20 protein-coding genes are annotated in these 17,725 nt (G+C 70.9%); 7 read left to right on the top strand and 13 right to left on the bottom strand.

Annotation, left to right across the window (positions count from 1 at the left end; genetic code table 11):
• Positions 1-144: 144 nt before the first annotated feature.
• Entirely contained in the window at positions 145-1,056 is a 912-nt protein-coding gene (locus AB0J02_RS14085) for a deoxyribonuclease IV (RefSeq protein ID WP_363193901.1), read from the top strand.
• Between the two features lie 75 nt (positions 1,057-1,131).
• Positions 1,132-1,632, top strand: coding sequence for a DUF4396 domain-containing protein (locus tag AB0J02_RS14080; protein ID WP_363193900.1), 501 nt, complete (start codon positions 1,132-1,134; stop codon positions 1,630-1,632).
• Positions 1,633-1,665: 33 nt separating this feature from the next.
• On the opposite strand, the gene AB0J02_RS14075 is transcribed toward AB0J02_RS14080, so the two are convergent.
• On the bottom strand, positions 1,666-2,298 hold the full coding sequence (locus tag AB0J02_RS14075) for a sulfite oxidase-like oxidoreductase (protein WP_363193899.1): 633 nt from the start codon (positions 2,296-2,298) through the stop codon (positions 1,666-1,668).
• Positions 2,299-2,473: 175 nt separating this feature from the next.
• On the opposite strand from AB0J02_RS14075, the gene bfr reads away from it, so the two are divergent.
• Positions 2,474-2,953: a bacterioferritin gene (gene bfr / locus AB0J02_RS14070; protein ID WP_363193898.1), complete on the top strand. Its 480-nt coding sequence runs from the start codon at positions 2,474-2,476 to the stop codon at positions 2,951-2,953.
• On the opposite strand, the gene AB0J02_RS14065 is transcribed toward bfr, so the two are convergent.
• Together AB0J02_RS14065 and AB0J02_RS14060 are read right to left on the bottom strand one after the other, a co-directional pair.
• Positions 2,950-3,204 carry a (2Fe-2S)-binding protein gene (locus AB0J02_RS14065; RefSeq protein ID WP_363193897.1) on the bottom strand — a complete coding sequence of 85 codons (255 nt, stop codon included), beginning with the start codon at positions 3,202-3,204 and terminating at the stop codon, positions 2,950-2,952. The two genes, bfr and AB0J02_RS14065, sit on opposite strands and share 4 nt — an antisense overlap.
• 173 nt (positions 3,205-3,377) lie before the next feature.
• On the bottom strand, positions 3,378-4,730 hold the full coding sequence (locus tag AB0J02_RS14060; RefSeq protein ID WP_363193896.1) for a class II 3-deoxy-7-phosphoheptulonate synthase: 1,353 nt from the start codon (positions 4,728-4,730) through the stop codon (positions 3,378-3,380).
• Positions 4,731-4,850: 120 nt separating this feature from the next.
• Between AB0J02_RS14060 and AB0J02_RS14055 the strand changes: the two genes are divergently transcribed.
• Positions 4,851-4,910, top strand: coding sequence for a trp operon leader peptide (locus AB0J02_RS14055; protein WP_363194239.1), 60 nt, complete (start codon positions 4,851-4,853; stop codon positions 4,908-4,910).
• Positions 4,911-5,031: 121 nt separating this feature from the next.
• Positions 5,032-6,996, top strand: a complete 1,965-nt coding sequence (locus tag AB0J02_RS14050; RefSeq protein WP_363193895.1) for an anthranilate synthase family protein — start codon at positions 5,032-5,034, stop codon at positions 6,994-6,996.
• Here AB0J02_RS14050 and AB0J02_RS14045 read toward each other — a convergent pair.
• From AB0J02_RS14045 to AB0J02_RS14025, 5 genes are all read right to left on the bottom strand, one after another.
• Entirely contained in the window at positions 6,927-7,943 is a 1,017-nt protein-coding gene (locus tag AB0J02_RS14045; protein ID WP_363193894.1) for a 2-hydroxyacid dehydrogenase, read from the bottom strand. The two genes, AB0J02_RS14050 and AB0J02_RS14045, sit on opposite strands and share 70 nt — an antisense overlap.
• A 96-nt stretch (positions 7,944-8,039) precedes the next feature.
• On the bottom strand, positions 8,040-9,077 hold the full coding sequence (locus tag AB0J02_RS14040; RefSeq protein WP_363193893.1) for a 6-phosphofructokinase: 1,038 nt from the start codon (positions 9,075-9,077) through the stop codon (positions 8,040-8,042).
• Positions 9,078-9,217: 140 nt separating this feature from the next.
• Positions 9,218-9,910: a response regulator transcription factor gene (locus AB0J02_RS14035; protein WP_363193892.1), complete on the bottom strand. Its 693-nt coding sequence runs from the start codon at positions 9,908-9,910 to the stop codon at positions 9,218-9,220.
• 58 nt (positions 9,911-9,968) lie between these two features.
• Positions 9,969-11,201: a DUF5931 domain-containing protein gene (locus AB0J02_RS14030; RefSeq protein ID WP_363193891.1), complete on the bottom strand. Its 1,233-nt coding sequence runs from the start codon at positions 11,199-11,201 to the stop codon at positions 9,969-9,971.
• Positions 11,202-11,260: 59 nt separating this feature from the next.
• A complete protein-coding gene (locus AB0J02_RS14025) occupies positions 11,261-12,022 on the bottom strand; it encodes a lysophospholipid acyltransferase family protein (RefSeq protein WP_363193890.1) in 762 nt (253 codons plus the stop codon).
• 164 nt (positions 12,023-12,186) lie between these two features.
• Here AB0J02_RS14025 and AB0J02_RS14020 point away from each other — a divergent pair, with 164 nt between their 5' ends.
• Both AB0J02_RS14020 and AB0J02_RS14015 read left to right on the top strand, forming a co-directional pair.
• The gene (locus AB0J02_RS14020; RefSeq protein ID WP_363193889.1) at positions 12,187-13,005 is read left to right on the top strand and encodes an alpha/beta fold hydrolase; all 819 of its coding nucleotides are present in this window, start codon (positions 12,187-12,189) and stop codon (positions 13,003-13,005) included.
• 154 nt (positions 13,006-13,159) lie between these two features.
• Positions 13,160-13,699, top strand: a complete 540-nt coding sequence (locus tag AB0J02_RS14015; protein ID WP_363194238.1) for a hypothetical protein — start codon at positions 13,160-13,162, stop codon at positions 13,697-13,699.
• 3 nt (positions 13,700-13,702) lie between these two features.
• Here AB0J02_RS14015 and AB0J02_RS14010 read toward each other — a convergent pair whose 3' ends face one another.
• The 5 genes from AB0J02_RS14010 to AB0J02_RS13990 all read right to left on the bottom strand — a co-directional run bounded on the left by AB0J02_RS14010 (position 13,703) and on the right by AB0J02_RS13990 (position 17,705).
• On the bottom strand, positions 13,703-14,446 hold the full coding sequence (locus tag AB0J02_RS14010; protein ID WP_363193888.1) for an endonuclease/exonuclease/phosphatase family protein: 744 nt from the start codon (positions 14,444-14,446) through the stop codon (positions 13,703-13,705).
• A gap of 67 nt (positions 14,447-14,513) precedes the next feature.
• Entirely contained in the window at positions 14,514-15,467 is a 954-nt protein-coding gene (locus AB0J02_RS14005; RefSeq protein WP_363193887.1) for an ROK family glucokinase, read from the bottom strand.
• Between the two features lie 53 nt (positions 15,468-15,520).
• Positions 15,521-16,003: a DUF5304 domain-containing protein gene (locus AB0J02_RS14000; protein ID WP_363193886.1), complete on the bottom strand. Its 483-nt coding sequence runs from the start codon at positions 16,001-16,003 to the stop codon at positions 15,521-15,523.
• Positions 16,004-16,082: 79 nt separating this feature from the next.
• Positions 16,083-17,198: an ArsA-related P-loop ATPase gene (locus AB0J02_RS13995; RefSeq protein ID WP_363193885.1), complete on the bottom strand. Its 1,116-nt coding sequence runs from the start codon at positions 17,196-17,198 to the stop codon at positions 16,083-16,085.
• A 69-nt stretch (positions 17,199-17,267) separates the two neighbouring features.
• Entirely contained in the window at positions 17,268-17,705 is a 438-nt protein-coding gene (locus tag AB0J02_RS13990) for an SRPBCC family protein (protein ID WP_363193884.1), read from the bottom strand.
• Positions 17,706-17,725 lie beyond the last annotated feature (20 nt).

The following is a 17,725-nucleotide window of genomic DNA, read 5'->3' as shown; positions in this document are numbered from 1 at the left end:
CGCGGCAGCGCCGGCCGAAGCAATGGGCGAGGCCATCAAGATGGCGAGCACGGACCTACCCCGAGCGGCACTGGGCCCACCCCGACACCTACCGAAGCGAAACGCATGGCCGCCGACGCACGCCCGGACGGCCACCCTCCCTTCATGGCACACCCCCGGACCCATGACACCCTGGACCGGGTGAACAGCAACATCCGCACCCGCAACCCCATCGGCGGCCACATCCCCGTCGCCGGCGGCCTCGCCTCCATAGGGCTCTCCTACGCCGAGGACGTCAAGGCCGAGACGGTACAGGTCTTCGTGGCCAACCCCCGAGGCTGGGCCACACCCCCCGGCAACCCCCAGCAGGACGACCGGTTCCGCGCCCATTGCGCCGCAGAGAACATTCCGGCCTACGTCCATGCCCCGTACCTGATCAACTTCGGTTCGCACACCGAGGCCACCGCAGAGAAGAGCGTCGAGTCGCTGCGGCACTCCCTGCGCCGCGCCCGCGCCATCGGTGCCCTGGGCGTCGTCGTGCACACCGGCTCCGCGACCGGCGGCCGCGACCGGGCCGTGGCCCTCGCCCAGGTCCGTGAGCACCTGCTCCCCCTGCTCGACGAACTGACCCACGACGACGACCCGTTCCTCCTCCTGGAGTCGACCGCGGGCCAGGGCGCGTCCCTGTGCTCGCGCACCTGGGACTTCGGCCCGTACTTCGACGCCCTCGACCGCCATCCCAAGCTGGGCGTCTGCCTGGACACCTGCCACATCTACGCGGCCGGTCACGACCTCGCGGGCCCGGGCGGCGTGAAGCAGACCCTCGACCTCCTCGTGGACACGATCGGCGAGGGCCGCCTCAAGCTGATCCACGCCAACGACTCCAAGGACGTCGTGGGCGCCCACAAGGACCGCCACGAGAACATCGGCTCGGGCCACATCGGGGCCGAACCCTTCCAGGAGCTGATGAGCCACCCGGCGACCGAGAACGTCCCGCTGATCATCGAGACGCCGGGCGGCAAGGAAGGCAACGCGGCGGACATCGCCCGCCTCAAAGAGCTCCGGGCCGCGATCTGAAACCCTTCTGGAATACCCCATGGGGGTATACGGTTCCCGCAACGACAGGACCCGTCACCACCCACCGGGGGAACCATGGAACACGAGCACCCCACACACGACACCACCACCGGTATCGGCACCCACACCCACACCCCCGGCAAGGTCACCTGGTCCACAGCCGCCCAGGCAACACTGCACTGCCTCACGGGCTGCGCCATCGGCGAGATCCTCGGCATGGTGATCGGCACCGCGCTCGCCTGGGGCAACCTGCCGACGACGATCCTGGCGATCGTGCTCGCGTTCGTCTTCGGTTACTCGCTGACCCTGCGCAGCGTCCTGAAGGCCGGCGTCGGCTTCAAGACGGCGTTCCGGGTCGCGCTCGCCGCGGACACACTGTCCATCGCGGTGATGGAGCTGATCGACAACGGCGTCATCGTCCTGTGGCCGAGCGCGATGGACGCACAGCTCTCGGACGCGTTGTTCTGGGGCTCACTGGCCGCGTCACTGGCGATCGCCTTCGTCGTCACGACCCCGGTCAACCGCTGGATGATCGGCCGGGGCAAGGGCCACGCGGTGGTGCACGCCTACCACTGACGCCGGCAGGGCCGGGACCTCGATGCCGAAGAGCTAGAGCTCGGGCCCTTCCCCGGGCACTTCCTGATACGAGTACCGCTGCTCACGCCACGGGTCACCCACATTGTGGTACCCGCGCTCCTCCCAGAACCCCCGCCGGTCCGCGGTCATGTACTCGACCCCGCGCACCCACTTCGGCCCTTTCCAGGCGTACAGATGGGGCACGACGAGGCGCAGCGGGAACCCGTGCTCGGCGGTGAGCAGTTCGCCGCCCTTGTGGGTGGCGAAGACGGTGCGGTCGGCGGTGAAGTCGGACAGCCGCAGATTGGAGCTGAACCCGTACTCGGCCCAGACCATCACGTGCGTGACGGCGGGGTCCGGCGGCGCCAGTTCCAGGATCGTGGAGGCGAGCACGCCGCCCCACTCGGCGGCGAGCATGCTGAACTTCGTGACGCAGTGCAGATCGCCCACCACGCTCGCGTACGGCAGCGCCGAGAACTCCTCGTGGTTCCAGCAGTGCTTCTCACCGTCGGCGGTGGCGCCGAAGACCCTGAACTCCCAGCGCTCGGGCCGGAACTTGGGTACGGGGCCGTAGTGCGTGACCGGCCAGCCGCGCTGCAGACGCTGCCCGGGCGGTAGCTCCGGCTGCACTGCTCCCCCAGACGCGCTACCCACCGGATGACCCATGCCTCCATCCTGACAGACCCCGGGCACTGGCCATGACCATGCGCGTGTCGGCGGGCCGCCACCATTCAACGATTCGGGCAACTCGTACTAAGCGTGCACTTACTGGACGCGTTTCGGCGCCGGTGCGAGGATGCGCGAAACCTGCCGAGTCCACCACGCGGAAGGAGCCTCTGCGATGCAGGGCGACCCCGAGGTCATCGAATTCCTCAACGAGCAGCTCACGGGCGAGCTGACGGCCATCAATCAGTACTGGCTCCACTACCGGATCCAGGACAACAATGGCTGGACCAAGCTCGCGAAGTACACCCGTGCCGAGTCCATCGACGAGATGAAGCACGCGGACAAGCTGACGGAACGGATCCTCTTTCTCGATGCTCTGCCGAACTACCAGCGGCTTTTCCATGTACGGGTCGGCCAGACGGTCACCGAGATGTTCCAGGCCGACCGGCAGGTGGAGGTCGAGGCGATCGACCGCCTCAGGCGCGGCATCGACGTCATGCGGGGCAAGGGCGATGTGACGTCGGCCCGGATCTTCGAGGAGATCCTGGAGGACGAGGAGCACCACATCGACTATCTCGACACCCAGCTTGAGCTGATCGAGAAGCTCGGTGAAGCGCTCTACCTGTCCCAGCAGATCGAACAGCCGGACAGCTAGGCGGCTTCCGGGAAGGCCACGGCATCGCCCTGCTCATCGTGCTCGATCCGCGCGACCTGCTCGACGCGCTCGCCCGGTTCACGCCGAGGGCAGGATCCCCGCCCGAGCAGCGCCTGGATGCGGCGTACGCATGAGCCGCAGTCCGTGCCGGCCTTGCAGGCCGACGCGATCTGGCGGGGAGTGCCGGCGCCGCCCTCCGCGTGCCGCTTCACCTGCTCTTCGGTCACACCGAAGCAGTTGCAGACGTACACGCGGGTTCACCTCCCGGTCGGGACTCATAGGTGTTGCCGTCCCGATTAATCGGTGAGGCTAACCTAACCTTACCCGCCGGGCCTGAAGCACAAAAGTGCCGTGGGGCGCGGATCCCTGTGATCCGCGCCCCACGGCACTCACGCGATGCGAACGACCGCGATGCGGACGATCGTCACTGGTCGCGGTACATCTCCGCCACCAGGAACGCCAGGTCCAGGGACTGGCTGCGGTTCAGGCGCGGGTCGCAGGCCGTCTCGTAGCGCTGGTGCAGGTCGTCGACGAAGATCTCGTCGCCGCCGCCCACGCACTCGGTGACATCGTCACCGGTGAGCTCGACGTGGATGCCGCCCGGGTGCGTGCCGAGCTCCTTGTGGACCTCGAAGAAGCCCTTGACCTCGTCGAGCACGTCGTCGAAGCGGCGGGTCTTGTGGCCCGAGGCCGCCTCGTACGTGTTGCCGTGCATCGGGTCGGTGATCCAGGCGACGGTCGCGCCGGAGGCGGTGACCTTCTCGACCAGCTCGGGCAGCTTGTCCCGGACCTTGTCGGCGCCCATGCGGACGATGAAGGTCAGCCGGCCCGGCTCGCGGTCCGGGTCGAGGCGCTCGATGTACTGCAGCGCTTCCTCGGCCGTCGTCGTCGGGCCGAGCTTGATGCCGATCGGGTTGCGGATCTTCGAGGCGAACTCGATGTGGGCGCCGTCGAGCTGACGGGTGCGCTCGCCGATCCAGACCATGTGGCCCGAGACGTCGTACAGGTTGCCCGTACGCGAGTCGATCCGGGTCAGCGCCGACTCGTAGTCGAGCAGCAGCGCCTCGTGGGAGGCGTAGAACTCGACCGTCTGGAACTCGGCCGGGTCGGTGCCGCAGGCGCGCATGAAGTTCAGCGCGTTGTCGATCTCGCGGGCGAGCTGCTCGTAGCGCTGGCCGGACGGGGACGACTTCACGAAGTCCTGGTTCCAGGCGTGCACCTGGCGCAGGTCGGCGTAGCCACCGGTGGTGAAGGCGCGCACCAGGTTGAGCGTCGAGGCGGACGCGTTGTACATCCGCTTCAGGCGCTCGGGGTCCGGGATGCGGGCGGCCTCGGTGAACTCGAAGCCGTTGACGGAGTCGCCGCGGTAGGTCGGCAGCGTCAGGCCGTCGCGGGTCTCGGTCGGCTTGGAGCGCGGCTTGGAGTACTGGCCGGCGATCCGGCCGATCTTCACGACCGGCACCGAGGCGGCGTACGTGAGCACGGCGCCCATCTGGAGCAGGGTCTTCAGCTTGTTCCGGATGTGATCTGCGGAGACGGCGTCGAAGGCCTCGGCACAGTCGCCGCCCTGGAGGAGGAACGCCTCTCCCTTGGCGACGGCCGCCAGTCGGGCGCGCAGCTGGTCGCACTCGCCCGCGAAGACGAGCGGCGGATACGACTCGAGGTCCGCGATCACATCGCGCAGAGCCTCGGCATCGGGGTACTCGGGCTGCTGCGCCGCGGGCAGGTCTCGCCAGGTGTTGCCAGCGCTGGCGCTGGTCTTAGCGTTCACGGTCACCTCGCCAACATTACGGGTTCGGATCGGGCGTCCATCCCCCCGCTCATCTTTTGAGACGGATCGGAACGGATGAGAGGCGCACGCCACGCATGAGCCGGGGCTTCGGGTACGGTTGCGCCCATGCTCGCGCAGTTTCTGACCCGCACCTGGTGGTGGACCGCACATCCGGCGGCCCACTGACTGCGCGTATCCAGACTTCGCGAAGGCCGCCCGAGGGGCGGCCTTCAGTGTTTTCGGGACCGGGCCGTTCCTCTCCGACTGATCTTCGGGATCCACGGGATCCCGGGAAGAGGAACCGACCATGCAGCTCTCGGCACTGCTCGCCGACGACCGCCCCTTCGCCCTGTTGCGCCGCCGTGCACCCGGCCACGACCACGACACCGTCGAGGTCCTGATCGGCCCGGTCGGCACGTACGAACGGCTCGCGGACATCCCGGAGGGCCTGGCTCTCGTCCCCTTCCGGCAGATCAGGGAGCGCGGCTTCGACGTCCGCGACGACGGCACCCCCCTCGCGGTCCTCACGCCCGAGGAGTCGTACGAGATTCCGCTCGCCGAGGCGCTGGAGCAGCTCCCGCGGCATGACGTCGACGTCCGGGGCGGTGGCTTCGACGTCGACGACGAGGCGTACGCCGACATCGTCGGCCGCGTCCTGCGCGAGGAGATCGGGCAGGGCGAGGGCGCGAACTTCGTGATCCGCAGGACGTACGAGGGCGAGATCCCGGGGTTCTCCCGCAGAGACGCGCTCGCGCTGTTCCGGCGGCTGCTCGACGGTGAGCGGGGCGCGTACTGGACGTTCGTCGTGCACACGGGGAACCAAAAAGGGACCGAAGGGACTTCCTCGGAAGGGCGGCGGCGGGAGACGGGCGGGCGGACGCTGGTCGGCGCGAGCCCCGAGGTGCATGTGCGGATGTCGGGCGGCACCGTCGTCATGAACCCCATCAGTGGGACGTACCGCTATCCCGCCGCCGGGCCCACCCCCGACGACCTGCTGGACTTCCTCGCCGACGGAAAGGAGATCGAGGAGCTGTCGATGGTCGTCGACGAGGAGCTGAAGATGATGTGCACCGTCGGTGACATGGGCGGTGTCGTCGTCGGGCCGCGGCTGAAGGAAATGGCTCATCTCGCGCACACCGAATACGAGTTGAGGGGGAAGTCGAGCCTCGATGTGCGCGAGGTGCTGAAGGAGACGATGTTCGCGGCGACCGTCACCGGCTCGCCCGTGCAGAACGCCTGCCGGGTCATCGAGCGCCACGAAGTGGGTGGCCGCGGGTACTACGCCGGCGCCCTCGCGCTCATCGGCCGGGACTCGGGCGGCGCGCAGACCCTGGACTCCCCCATCCTCATCCGGACCGCCGACATCGACGCGGCCGGGCGCCTGCGGGTGCCGGTCGGCGCGACCCTGGTCCGCGGCTCGGACCCGGCGGGCGAGGTCGCCGAGACGCACGCGAAGGCCGCCGGGGTGCTGGCCGCGCTGGGGGTACGCCCCGGCCGCCCGCGCGAGGAGGGCACGCGGCCCGCGCTGGCCGACGACCCGCGCGTGCGGGCGGCCCTGGACGGGCGCCGCGCGGCCCTCGCGCCGTTCTGGCTGCGGATGCAGGACCACGACCGGCACAGCGGCGGGCTGAGCGGGCACGCGCTGGTCGTCGACGGCGAGGACACCTTCACCGCGATGCTGGCGCACGTGCTGCGCTCGTCGGGGCTCGACGTGTCGGTGCGGCGCTACGACGAGGACGGGCTGCGGGAGGCCGTTCTCGCGCACGAGGGGCCCCTCGTGCTCGGGCCGGGCCCCGGCGACCCGTCCGACCTCGCCGATCCGAAGATGCGGTTCCTGCGGTCGCTGGCGGCCGAGGTGATCGGCAGGCACACGTACGGCGTGCTCGGTGTCTGCCTCGGGCACGAGCTGATCGCGGCCGAGCTGGGCCTGGACATCGTCCGCAAGGACGTGCCGTACCAGGGGGCGCAGGCCGGCATCGAGCTGTTCGGGCGGCCCGAGACCGTCGGGTTCTACAACAGTTTCGTGGCCCGCTGCGACGACGACGCCGCGGTGGAACTGGCCGCGCACGACGTCGAGGTCAGCCGGGACGCGGCGAACGGGGAGGTGCACGCCGTGCGCGGTCCCGGTTTCGCCGGGGTGCAGTTCCATCCGGAGTCGGTGCTGTCGCTGCGCGGCGCCGGGATCGTACGGGAACTGCTCGCTCAGCTGGCCGAGGGTGCCGGCGCTTCCGCCGGGACCAGCACGTTCTCGGAGCGGCGGCCGGCCCGGTAGTCCAGGACGTTGCGCACCGTGGTGTCGATGATCTGTCCGACGGCGTCCACGGTGTAGTACGCCTGGTGCGAGGTGACCAGGACGTTCGGGAACGTGACGAGGCGGGCCAGGGTGTCGTCGTCGACGATCTCCAGGGACTTGTCGAGGAAGAACAGGCCCGCCTCGGCCTCGTACACGTCGAGGCCGACGCCCGTGAAGCGGCCCTCGCGCAGTTCGGCGACGAGGGCCTTGGTGTCGACGAGGCCGCCGCGGCTGGAGTTGATGAGGATCACGTCGTCCTTCATCGCGCGCAGGGCGGCGGCGTCGACGATGTGCTCGGTGGCCGGCATCAGCGGGACGTGCAGGCTGATCAGGTCGGCCTCGGCGAAGAGCTGGTCCTTGTCGACGTACTTCATGCCGAGGGCTGCGCAGTCGGGGTTCTCGGCGACGTCCCAGCCGAGCAGGTTCATGCCGAAACCGTGGGCGATGCGGGTGAAGGCCTCGCCGATCTTGCCGGTGCCGAGGACGCCGACGGTCCGGCCGCGCATGTCCCGGCCCAGCAGTCCGTCGAGGCGGAAGTCGAAGTCGCGCGTGCGGTTGCTGGCCCGGACGATGCGCCGGTTGACGGCCATCGCGAGGGTCCAGGCGAACTCGGCGACCGAGTACGGCGAGTAGTACGAGACCCGCGCGACCGTGAGCCCGAGGCGCTCGGCGACCTCCAGGTCGATGTTGTTGAAGCCGGTGGAGCGCTGGGCGATCATCTGCGTGCCGCCGGCCGCGAGGCTCTGCAGCACACGGTTGTTCAGGGTCGCGTTGACGCTGGTGGAGATGATCTCGTAGCCGGCCGCGATGGGGGCGGTGTCCTCGTTGAGGAAGACGTCCAGGCAGCGGACCTCGTGGTGGCCCTCGAAGGCCTTCTCGATGAGGGGCTTCTCGTCGGATTGCACGCCGAACGCGAGGATCTCCATGGCGCGAGTGTATGTAGGGCCGGATGGGACGGCACCCCGGACGAACCAGCCCCTCCGGCGTTCGGGGAGCGGGGTCCGGTGCGGCGCCCCGGGGCCTCAGCCGAAGAAGACCCCCACCTCCTCGTACAGGGCGGGATCGACTGTCTTCAGGCGGGCCGTCGCCTCCGCGATGGGCACGCGGACGATGTCCGTGCCGCGCAGCGCGACCATCTTGCCGAAGTCCCCGTCGCGGACCGCCTCGATCGCGTGCAGGCCGAAGCGGGTGGCGAGCCACCGGTCGAAGGCCGAGGGGGTGCCGCCGCGCTGGACGTGGCCGAGGACCGTGGTGCGGGCCTCCTTGCCGGTGCGCTTCTCGATCTGTTTCGCGAGCCATTCGCCGACGCCGGAGAGGCGGACGTGCCCGAAGGAGTCCAGCGACTCGTCCTTGAGGACCAGGTCGCCGTCGCGGGGCATCGCGCCCTCGGCGACCACGACGATCGGCGCGTACGACGACGTGAAGCGGGAGGTGACCCAGGCGCAGACCTGCTCGATGTCGAAGCGCTGCTCGGGGATGAGGATGACGTTGGCGCCGCCTGCCAGGCCCGAGTGCAGGGCGATCCAGCCCGCGTGCCGGCCCATGACCTCGACGACCAGGACGCGCATATGGGACTCGGCGGTGGTGTGCAGGCGGTCGATCGCCTCGGTGGCGATGCCGACGGCCGTGTTGAAACCGAAGGTGTAGTCGGTGCCGGAGAGGTCGTTGTCGATGGTCTTCGGTACGCCGACGACCTGGACGCCGTACTCGTCGGCGAGGCGGGCGGCGACGCCCAGGGTGTCCTCGCCGCCGATCACGATGAGGGCCTCGACCTCCTCCTTGGCGAGGTTCTCCTTGACGCGGCGGATGCCGTTCTCCACCTTGAGGGGGTTGGTGCGCGAGGAGCCGAGGATGGTGCCGCCGCGGGGCAGGATGCCGCGCACCGCGGGGATGTCGAGCCGCACGCTGTCGTTCTCGAGAGGACCGCGCCAGCCGTCCCGGAAGCCGACGAAGTCATAGCCGTACTCCTGCACGCCCTTGCGGACGACGCCCCGGATGACGGCGTTGAGCCCGGGGCAGTCGCCGCCTCCGGTCAGTACTCCGATCTTTCTGGCTCGCATGGAAAAGTCCCTTCGCCACTGAAGTGAACCGTTCACGAGCCACGCTAATGGTGATCCAGGTCACTTCTGGAGGGGACGGATGGTCAATTCCTGGGCGGGAGGCGCAAGTTGTCCGACGCGCGCCCCTCCGCCTCGCGGCGTCAGGCGTCGTCGAGGCCGCGCTCGATCGCGTACCGCACGAGCTCCACACGGTTGTGGAGCTGGAGCTTTCCGAGGGTGTTCTGCACATGGTTCTGCACCGTGCGGTGCGAGATGACCAGACGCTCGGCGATCTGCTTGTAGCTCAGTCCCTTGGCGACAAGTCGCAGCACCTCGGTCTCCCGGTCGGTGAGCTGGGGCGCCTTCGGCCCGTCGGTGTCGGCCGCCGGGGCGGGCTCGGAGGCGAGGCGCCGGTACTCACCGAGGACGAGCCCGGCGAGGCCCGGCGTGAACACCGGGTCGCCGACGGCCGTGCGGCGCACCGCGTCGACCAGTTCCTCGGTGGACGCGGACTTCAGCAGATAGCCGGTGGCGCCGGACTTGACCGCCTCCAGCACGTCGGCGTGCTCGCCGCTGGCCGAGAGGACCAGGACCCGCAACGCCGGGTCGGCGCCGACGAGTTCCTTGCAGACCTGGACACCGGGCTTGGCCGGCAGGTTCAGGTCGAGGACGAGGACCTCGGGGCCCGTGGCGCGGGCGCGGCGCACCGCCTGCTCGCCGTCGCCCGCCGTGGCGACGACCTCGAAACCGGCCGCGGCCAGGTCGCGGGCGACGGCGTCGCGCCACATCGGGTGATCGTCGACCACCATGACCTTGATCGCGGCCCGTCCGCCGTCGGTCTGCTGTTCGCTCATCGCTCCGGTCCTGCCTTCCCCCATGACGTGCATTTCTTGCAGTCACTTCTTCGTGCGGTCACTTCTTCTTGGGTACGTTCAGCTCGACCTCGGCGCCCTGGCCGGGTACCGAGACCAGTTCGGCGGTGCCGCCGATGTCGCGCAGCCGGCCCCGGATGGACAGGGCCACGCCGAGCCTGCCCTCGCCCTCGGCCTGGGCGAGCCGGCCCTCCGGGATGCCGGGCCCGTCGTCCCGTACGGTCACGATCACCGCGTCCGGATCGTCCTCGACCAAAATCCAGGCGTGCGCGTCCTCCCCCGCGTGGCGCCGGACGTTGTCCAGGGCGGCGCTGACGGCGGCGGCCAGTTCGCGGGCGGCCGCGGGCGGCATCAGGACGGGGGCGCCCGGCTCGGCGAAGGTGACCCGCGCGCTCGCGTGCCCGGCGAGCAGGGGCCGCAGATCGCGGGGTTCCGCGTCGTCCGCGCCGGCATCGTCCGCGAACCCGGCGCGGTCCGGTTCGTCGACGGCGCGGACGACGGCGCCCTGTGCGGCGTCCTCCGAGGCGCGGGACGCCGGCATCAGGCCCCCGGCGACCAGGGTGCGCAGCGCGACCTCCTGCTCGCCCGCCATCCGGCCGATCTCGGCGGCCTCACCGCCCAGGGCGTTGCCGCGCCGCTGCACCATGGCGAGGACCTGGAGGACGTTGTCGTGGATGTCGCGGGCCAGGCGTTCCCGCTCCCGGGTGGCGGCCTCGATCTCCAGGGCGCGGGCGAGGGTGCGCTCGGAGGCGCGGGCCACCTCGACGACGTAGCCGATGGCGATGGAGGCGATGCAGACCAGCAGCACGTTGTGCAGGGTGCTGCGGCTCAGGCCGCCGCGCTGGATCACGTTGGCGGCGCCGACGAGCAGGGACGCGGAGGCCGCCCAGCGCCAGCCGCCCTTGAGCGCCCAGGCGAGGACCGCGCCCGCCGTCCATATCGACGGCAGCGTGGAACCGCCGGTGACCGCGCGCTCGTGGCCCGCGACCGGCGACAGCAGGATGCCGGCGACCGCGATCGCCAGGTCGGCGGTGAGGAACCGCTTCGTGCAGCGCCGGGCGCCCGACACCTGCGGCAGGGTCGCCACGGTCCACACGGCCATGACGGCGAAGTAGGCGACGGCGACCCAGGGACGCTCGTACACCTCGTACGCGGAGGCGAAGAGCCCGATCGCGTAGACCATGGTGAGCAGGCGGTAGCCCCTCAGGGCACGCCACAGCGGCTGCTCGACCGACATCCGTACGACCCGCTCGCGTCCGGCCGTGCTCCCCATGTCCCCCGCCCCCGTTCCCCCGGTGCCTCGGGGCGGTACGGCTAGGCGCCGCCCCGCTCCTACTGTGCTTCTCTCTCGGCCTTCTCGGCCTTCTCCAGCTCTGCCTTGGCGGCCTTCGCCGCCTTTTCGGCCTTTGCCGCGTCAGCGATCTGCCGCTTGGCGGCCGTCGCGTACACGTCGACGTACTCCTGGCCGGAAAGCTTCATGATTTCGTACATGACCTCGTCGGTCACCGCCCGCAGCACGAACCGGTCGTTCTCCATGCCCTGGTAGCGGCTGAAGTCCAGCGGCTTGCCGATGCGGATGCCGGGGCGCATGAACTTCGGCATCACCTTGCCCGGCGGCTGGATCTTCTCCGTGTCGATCATGGCGACCGGGATGACGGGCGCGCCGGTGGCCAGTGCCACGCGGGCCAGGCCGCCGGGCTTGCCGCGGTACAGCCGCCCGTCCGGGGACCGCGTGCCCTCGGGGTAGATGCCGAACAGCTCGCCGCGCTCCAGGACATCGATGCCGCTCTTGATGGCGGCCTCGCCCGCGCCACGTGAACCGGAGCGGTCCACGGGCAGCTGGCCGACGCCCTTGAAGAAGGCGGCCGTCAACTTGCCCTTCACCCCGGGCGTGGTGAAGTACTCGGCCTTCGCGATGAAGGTGACCTTGCGGTCGAGGACAGCGGGCAGGAAGAACGAGTCGGAGAAGGAGAGGTGGTTGCTGGCCAGGATCGCGGCCCCTTCGGCGGGGATGTTCTCCATGCCCTCCACCCACGGCCTGAAGCCGAGCTTCAGCGGCCCCCCGATGGCCACCTTCATTGCGCCGTAGATCAACCCACTGCCTTCCTTAGTCCGGATCAGACCTTAACCCGCGGGGCCGCTCAGGGGCCCGACGACCCTGGTCGGTGTCAGTCCGGTCGCGTACGGTGAAGTTCACGTCCCGCTGCTCCCCGCTGCTTCCCCGTCCAGTAGCCCCTTTCACGAACTGGAGACCGAAGGTGCCGGTCCTTCCTGGAGCCGAGCCGTACCGCCACGAAGGCGGCGAGGTCGGCGTCCTCCTCTGTCACGGCTTCACCGGATCGCCGCAGTCGATGCGGCCCTGGGCGGAGTATCTGGCCGGGCGCGGACTGACCGTCTCCCTCCCGCTGCTGCCCGGGCACGGCACCCGTTGGGAGGACATGGCGGTCACCGGCTGGCAGGACTGGTACGCCGAGGTGGACCGCGCCCTGCGCGACCTCACGGAGCGCTGCTCGCAGGTGTTCGTCGCCGGCCTGTCGATGGGCGGCGCGCTCGCCCTGCGCCTCGCGGCCCGGCACGGCGACCAGGTGGCGGGCCTCGTCCTGGTCAACCCGGGGAACAAGGTGCACGGCCTGGCCGCGCACGCCCTTCCGGTGGCGCGGCACTTCGTCCCTACGGTCAAGGGCATCGCCAGCGACATCGCCAAGGAGGGCTCGGAGGAGATCGGCTACGGCCGGGTGCCGCTGCACTCCGCGCACCAACTGCGCGCGTTCTTCCGGCTCGTGGACCGTGAACTGCCGCAGGTGACCCAGCCGGTGATGGTGCTGCACAGCACCCAGGACCATGTGGTGCCGCCCGCCGACTCGGCCCGCGTGCTGAGCCGGATCTCCTCCACGGACGTCACGGAGATCCTGCTGGAACAGAGCTACCACGTCGCGACGTTGGACCATGACGCGGGCCGGATCTTCGAGGAGAGCCATGCGTTCATCGACCGGCTCGCTCCCAGTGTCGGCAAGACCCCCGGCGAGGGTGTGACCAGCCCCGGTGCGGGCGCGGAAGGGACGGCCAGCGGTGGCTGAGCAGGATCGGCGGGAGCCCGAGAGCCCCGACAGCCCGGACGGCGGCGAGGGCCGCGAGCCCGAGGTGACCGGGACCGGCGCGGGTGCCGGCGCCGGGCAGCCGCCGCGGGAGGCGGAGGAGCCGGGCGCGGCGTTCCCGGTCGACGAGGACGCCGTGTGGGCGCAGATCGTCGCCGGGTACGGGGAGGAGCCGCCGGACCCGCCGGGCGCGAAGCCGTTCAAGTCGGTGGAGGATCTGGCGCTCCTGGACCCGGAGACCAATACGACGCCGTCGCGGGACCCCGACAAGCCGGCCGAGCCCGACGAGCCGGGCGAGCGGCCGAAGAAGGACGCCAAGGGGCCGCTCGGCTCGTCGGTCTCCTTCGCCCCGGGCGTCGCCGCCGCCCCGGGCCCCCGTGACCACACGGTGCCGGAGCCGGCCGAGAGCGACTTCGACGAGGACGACGAGGGCCACTTCGTGCCGCCCGAGCCGCCGCCGCTGCCGGAGACGGACGTGACGGCCAGGTTCGCGTGGCTGGCCGTGATCGGCGGCCCGGTGCTGCTGCTCGTCTCCGTGCTGCTCGGCTGGTCGATGACGTGGTGGCTGACGACGGTCTGCGTCGGCGGCTTCCTGGGCGGCTTCGCCACACTGGTGGCGCGGATGCAGTCGGGCGAGGACGAGGACGACGACCCGGGGCGCGGCGCCGTGGTCTGACCTCTACATGGCAGGAATTCTGAGGGCGGCCAGGACCGGCAGATGGTCCGTGGCCGCCCTCAGGTCGTCCGCGGGCAGGTCCGGCGGGACGCCGCAGCCGAGGATCTCGATGCCCTTGGTGGCGAGGATCGCGTCGATGCGCTGATGGGGATCGGCCGGGGTCGAGGTGTATTCGCTGCCCCAGGGGCGGGCCGCCCAGGCGTCGTTCAGGGTGGTGGCCAGTCGGCGGAACGTGCGTCCGTCGGGGCGCTCGTTGAGGTCGCCGCCGACGACGGCGTGCTCGACGCCCAACTCCTCGATCCGGTCGAGCAGCATCCCGCCCTGCGCGTACCGCTCGTCCTTCTGCAGGCTCAAGTGGCAGCTGACGACGCCGAGCCGCGCTCCCCCGAACCGTACGACGGCGGTGGCGAGGCCGCGCCGGTGCAGCCCGGGCGTGAGCGGCAGCAGCACGTCCTCCGTCCGCTCCACCGTGGCCCGCAGCGAGCACAGCAGGGCCGGGCCCGCCGCGCTGCCGCCGCCGGAGAGGATGACCAGGTCGGCGGCGCGGGCGAGCCGGGCGAGCTTCTTGCGCCAGCGGAAGAAGCGCGGCGCCTCCTGGATCAGGACCAGGTCGGGGGCGCAGGCCTTCATGACGCGGGCGAGGGCGACCGGGCTGTCGCGCATCGAGCGGATGTTGTAGCTCAGGACGCGGATGACGGCCGAACCGTCTTCCGCGGTAAGGGAGTTGGGGAGGGAGCCGGAGTCCATGACGATCAAGATACGCCGGTGCCCGCCGCTCCCGGGGGGAACGACGGGCACCTTCTGCGCACCGGTCTCACATCACCGGGTCGGGCTCACGTGCCAGGTCGGCCGCGCCGACCATGCCCGCCTTGTTGCCGAGCTGGGCCGCGATGACGTCGGCCACCGGCCGCCAGTTCCCGCCGACGAGCCAGCGCTTGTACGACTTGCGGATCGGGTCGAGGACCAGCTCGCCCTCGTCCGACAGACCGCCGCCGACGATGAACGCCGAGGGGTCGAAGAGCGAGGCGAGGTCGGCCAGGCCCGCGCCGGCCCAGCGGGCCAGCTCGCGGTAGGAGTCCACCGCGACGAGGTCGCCCTGACGGGCGGCCATCGAGATGTGCTTGCCCTCGATGCCCTCCGGGGAGCCGTCGCCGAGTGACAGCAGGTACTCGGCGTTCTCCGGCGTCGCGTTCGCCCGCTGCTTGGCGTAGCGGACCAGGGCGCGCCCGGAGGCGTACTGCTCCCAGCAGCCCTGGGAGCCGCAGCCGCACAGCAGGCCGTCCGGCACCATGCGGATGTGGCCGAACTCGGCGGCCACGCCGAAGTGACCCCGGCGCAGTTTGTTGCCGATGATGATGCCGCCGCCGAGGCCGGTGCCGAGCGTGATGCAGATGACGTTGCGGTGGCCCTTGCCGGCCCCGAACTTGTACTCGCCCCAGGCTGCCGCGTTCGCGTCGTTCTCCACGACCACGGGCAGGCCGACGCGCTGCTCGACCTTCTCCTTCAGCGGTTCCTGACGCCAGTCGATGTTCGGCGCGAAGTACACCGTGGACCGCTGCCGGTTGACGTAGCCGGCGGCGCCGATGCCCACGCCCACGATCTCGTGCCCGGCCCTGGCACCTTCCACGGCCGAGGCGATCGCGTCCACGATCCCGTCAGACGTGGAAGGCGTCGGCACCTTGAACGTGGAGAGGATGTTGCCCTCCTCGTCCACCACGCCGGCCGCGATCTTCGTGCCGCCGATATCGACGCCGATGGTGAGTCCCATGAATCCCTCAGTTCGGTCGAGCCCCGCTAGCGCCCACCGTACCCGAGCGGGCTTCAGTCCAGGTCGATGTGTTCCCCGTCGGGGCCTTCGTCCGTGGGGGCCTTGGGGTCCGTGGGGGCCATGGGGGGCTTGGGCTCGTGGGAGCGCTGGGTCCAGCGGCGCTCCTGGGTCTCGACGGCGGACCGGTAGGCGGCGAGCAGTTCGGAGCCCGCGGCGGCGAGGTGGTCGAAGACGTCGGAGTTGCGCTCGATGACCGGCTCGACGACGGACCTGGCCTGGCGGACGACCTGCTTGGCGACCTGCTCGGCGGTGCCCTGCGCGACGGCCCCCAGGAACGGGGCCTGCGATCCGGACAGCCCGGACAGCTTGTCGGCGACGGCGTCGACGAGCTTGCGCAGTTCCTCGGCGGCCGAGCCGGGCGGTGGCCCGTACTCGGCCCGGCGGCGGGCCTTCTCCGCCGCGAGATCCTCGGCGCAGGCCTGCTCCCAGGCGTCGGCGTCGACCTGGGGTGCGGGCTGCTCTGTGGCGTCGCTCATGGCGGCTGACTCCTGCGGAGAGCTGAAAAGATGCTGAAGCGCTGACTTCTTCGACGTTACCCGAACGGGTGCGGGCCCTTCACCGGGTCTGCGGCCACAGATCCGGATCGGGCGCGAACCGCACGCGCAGTTCGCCGTCGGCGAGCCCGGCTCCGGCGACGGTGCAGCGGCGGGGCGCGGAGGGCAGCGGGACGATGCGGCGGAACGTTCCCGCGCCGATGACGATCTCGTCGCCCCGCCGGATCAGCGTGAGCTCCTCGCGCACGGCGCCGGGCAGCGGGATCCGCCAGACCAGCACACCGTCGTCGGCGAGGTGGTCCTCGACGGGCCAGGGGGTGCGGGGCGCGGGGGCACCGGGCAGCGGCACGTCGAGGGCGGCGAGATCGGTGCCGCGCGGGTCACGGCCGATGTGGCGTATCTCGTACGTGTCCTGCCACTGGGCGACGACCTTGCGCTGCCGGGCCGCGGCGTCGGCCAGCCACGGGTCGGTGGACCCGTCGGGATACATCCGGTTGGCGATCAGCGCCTCGGTGCGCAGGCCGTGCAGGGCGAGCCCGGTACCGGTGGTGCGCAGGGTCTCGGCGGCGGCCGGGGTGGGTTCGGCGACGAGGCGTACGAGGGTGGTGTCGGCGTCGATCACGGCCTGGGTGGCGGCGAGTTCGGCGTCCCAGCGGGCCGCGCTCTCGTACAGCCACTCGGCGGGCATCGGCACGCCCGCGAGTCGGCCGAGGACGGGCCGCAGGGCGCGGGCCGCCTGGCGTTCGGCGGGCAGCAGGCGGCGCAGGTAGCGGCGCAGCTGTTCGGGCAGGGCGAGGACGGCGACGGCGTGCGGGGCGGGCGGCAGATCGACGACGACCAGGTCGTGGGGGCCTTCGGGGCTGTCCCGCAGGGCGCGCAGCAGGGCGAGTTCGTCGCTGCCGGGCAGCGGGGTGAGCTCGTCGGCGTCGAGCCGGGCGGCGCCGAGCAGGTCGAGCGCGGAACCGGCCCGGTCCTGCAGAGCGAGCAGATCGTCCCGGAACCCGTCGGCCGGGGCGAGCCGGGTGACGTCGACCCCGGGAAGATCATCCACCGCGCCCGCCGGGGCGCCGGTGATCAGCCGCGTGCGCAGGCCGTCCGCCGCGGCCCGCAGAGCGGTGGCGGCGGCGATGGTGGTCCGGCCGGCGCCACCGGGGCCGGTGACGAGAAGGGTGCGCATGGATCCCGAGGCTACTGTGCCGAGGTCACGGGGCCGCGCCCCGGACCCCGCTCCTCGGCGCCGGACGAATTACTTACCGGACTCCACGCGCTTCTTCAGGCCGGCCAGCGCCCGGTCGATGATGACCTTCTCGGCCTTGCGCTTGATCATTCCGAGCATCGGGATCTTCACGTCGACGGTCAGCGAGTACGTGACCTCGGTCCCGGCGCCCGCCGGCCTCAGCACGTACGACCCGTCGAGCGAGCGCAGCATCTGGGACTTGACGAGGGTCCAGGACACCTCGTTGGCCCCCGCCCAGGTGTACTTGAGGGTCTGGTCGTCCTTGATCGCGCCGGCGTCCATGACGAGGCGGACCTGCTCGGCGCGGCCGGCGTCGTCCGTCGCGAGGACCTCGGACTCCTTCACCTCGCCCGTCCAGTCCGGATAGCGGGCGAAGTCGGCGATCACCCCCATGACATCGGCCGGTGCCGCCTCGATCGTGATGCTCGAGCTGGTGTGTTCCGCCATCGCGGTGGCTCCTCCAGATG

Origin of the sequence: Streptomyces sp. NPDC050264 (genome assembly GCF_040655895.1) — a bacterium.
Classification (GTDB): domain Bacteria; phylum Actinomycetota; class Actinomycetes; order Streptomycetales; family Streptomycetaceae; genus Streptomyces.
The sequence above is the reverse complement of the archived record's forward strand: the minus strand, read 5'-3'. Positions and strand labels throughout refer to the sequence as shown.

What these genes read in the sequence shown, in the direction of transcription:
- AB0J02_RS14085 (WP_363193901.1), top strand. Translation starts at nt 145, where the DNA reads ATGGCACACCCCCGGACCCATGACACCCTGGACCGGGTGAACAGCAAC.
- AB0J02_RS14080 (WP_363193900.1), top strand. Translation starts at nt 1,132, where the DNA reads ATGGAACACGAGCACCCCACACACGACACCACCACCGGTATCGGCACC.
- AB0J02_RS14075 (WP_363193899.1), bottom strand. Translation starts at nt 2,298, where the DNA reads ATGGGTCATCCGGTGGGTAGCGCGTCTGGGGGAGCAGTGCAGCCGGAG.
- bfr (WP_363193898.1), top strand. Translation starts at nt 2,474, where the DNA reads ATGCAGGGCGACCCCGAGGTCATCGAATTCCTCAACGAGCAGCTCACG.
- AB0J02_RS14050 (WP_363193895.1), top strand. Translation starts at nt 5,032, where the DNA reads ATGCAGCTCTCGGCACTGCTCGCCGACGACCGCCCCTTCGCCCTGTTG.
- AB0J02_RS14045 (WP_363193894.1), bottom strand. Translation starts at nt 7,943, where the DNA reads ATGGAGATCCTCGCGTTCGGCGTGCAATCCGACGAGAAGCCCCTCATC.
- AB0J02_RS14040 (WP_363193893.1), bottom strand. Translation starts at nt 9,077, where the DNA reads ATGCGAGCCAGAAAGATCGGAGTACTGACCGGAGGCGGCGACTGCCCC.
- AB0J02_RS14035 (WP_363193892.1), bottom strand. Translation starts at nt 9,910, where the DNA reads ATGAGCGAACAGCAGACCGACGGCGGACGGGCCGCGATCAAGGTCATG.
- AB0J02_RS14030 (WP_363193891.1), bottom strand. Translation starts at nt 11,201, where the DNA reads ATGGGGAGCACGGCCGGACGCGAGCGGGTCGTACGGATGTCGGTCGAG.
- AB0J02_RS14010 (WP_363193888.1), bottom strand. Translation starts at nt 14,446, where the DNA reads ATGGACTCCGGCTCCCTCCCCAACTCCCTTACCGCGGAAGACGGTTCG.
- AB0J02_RS14005 (WP_363193887.1), bottom strand. Translation starts at nt 15,467, where the DNA reads ATGGGACTCACCATCGGCGTCGATATCGGCGGCACGAAGATCGCGGCC.
- AB0J02_RS14000 (WP_363193886.1), bottom strand. Translation starts at nt 16,003, where the DNA reads ATGAGCGACGCCACAGAGCAGCCCGCACCCCAGGTCGACGCCGACGCC.
- AB0J02_RS13995 (WP_363193885.1), bottom strand. Translation starts at nt 17,198, where the DNA reads ATGCGCACCCTTCTCGTCACCGGCCCCGGTGGCGCCGGCCGGACCACC.
- AB0J02_RS13990 (WP_363193884.1), bottom strand. Translation starts at nt 17,705, where the DNA reads ATGGCGGAACACACCAGCTCGAGCATCACGATCGAGGCGGCACCGGCC.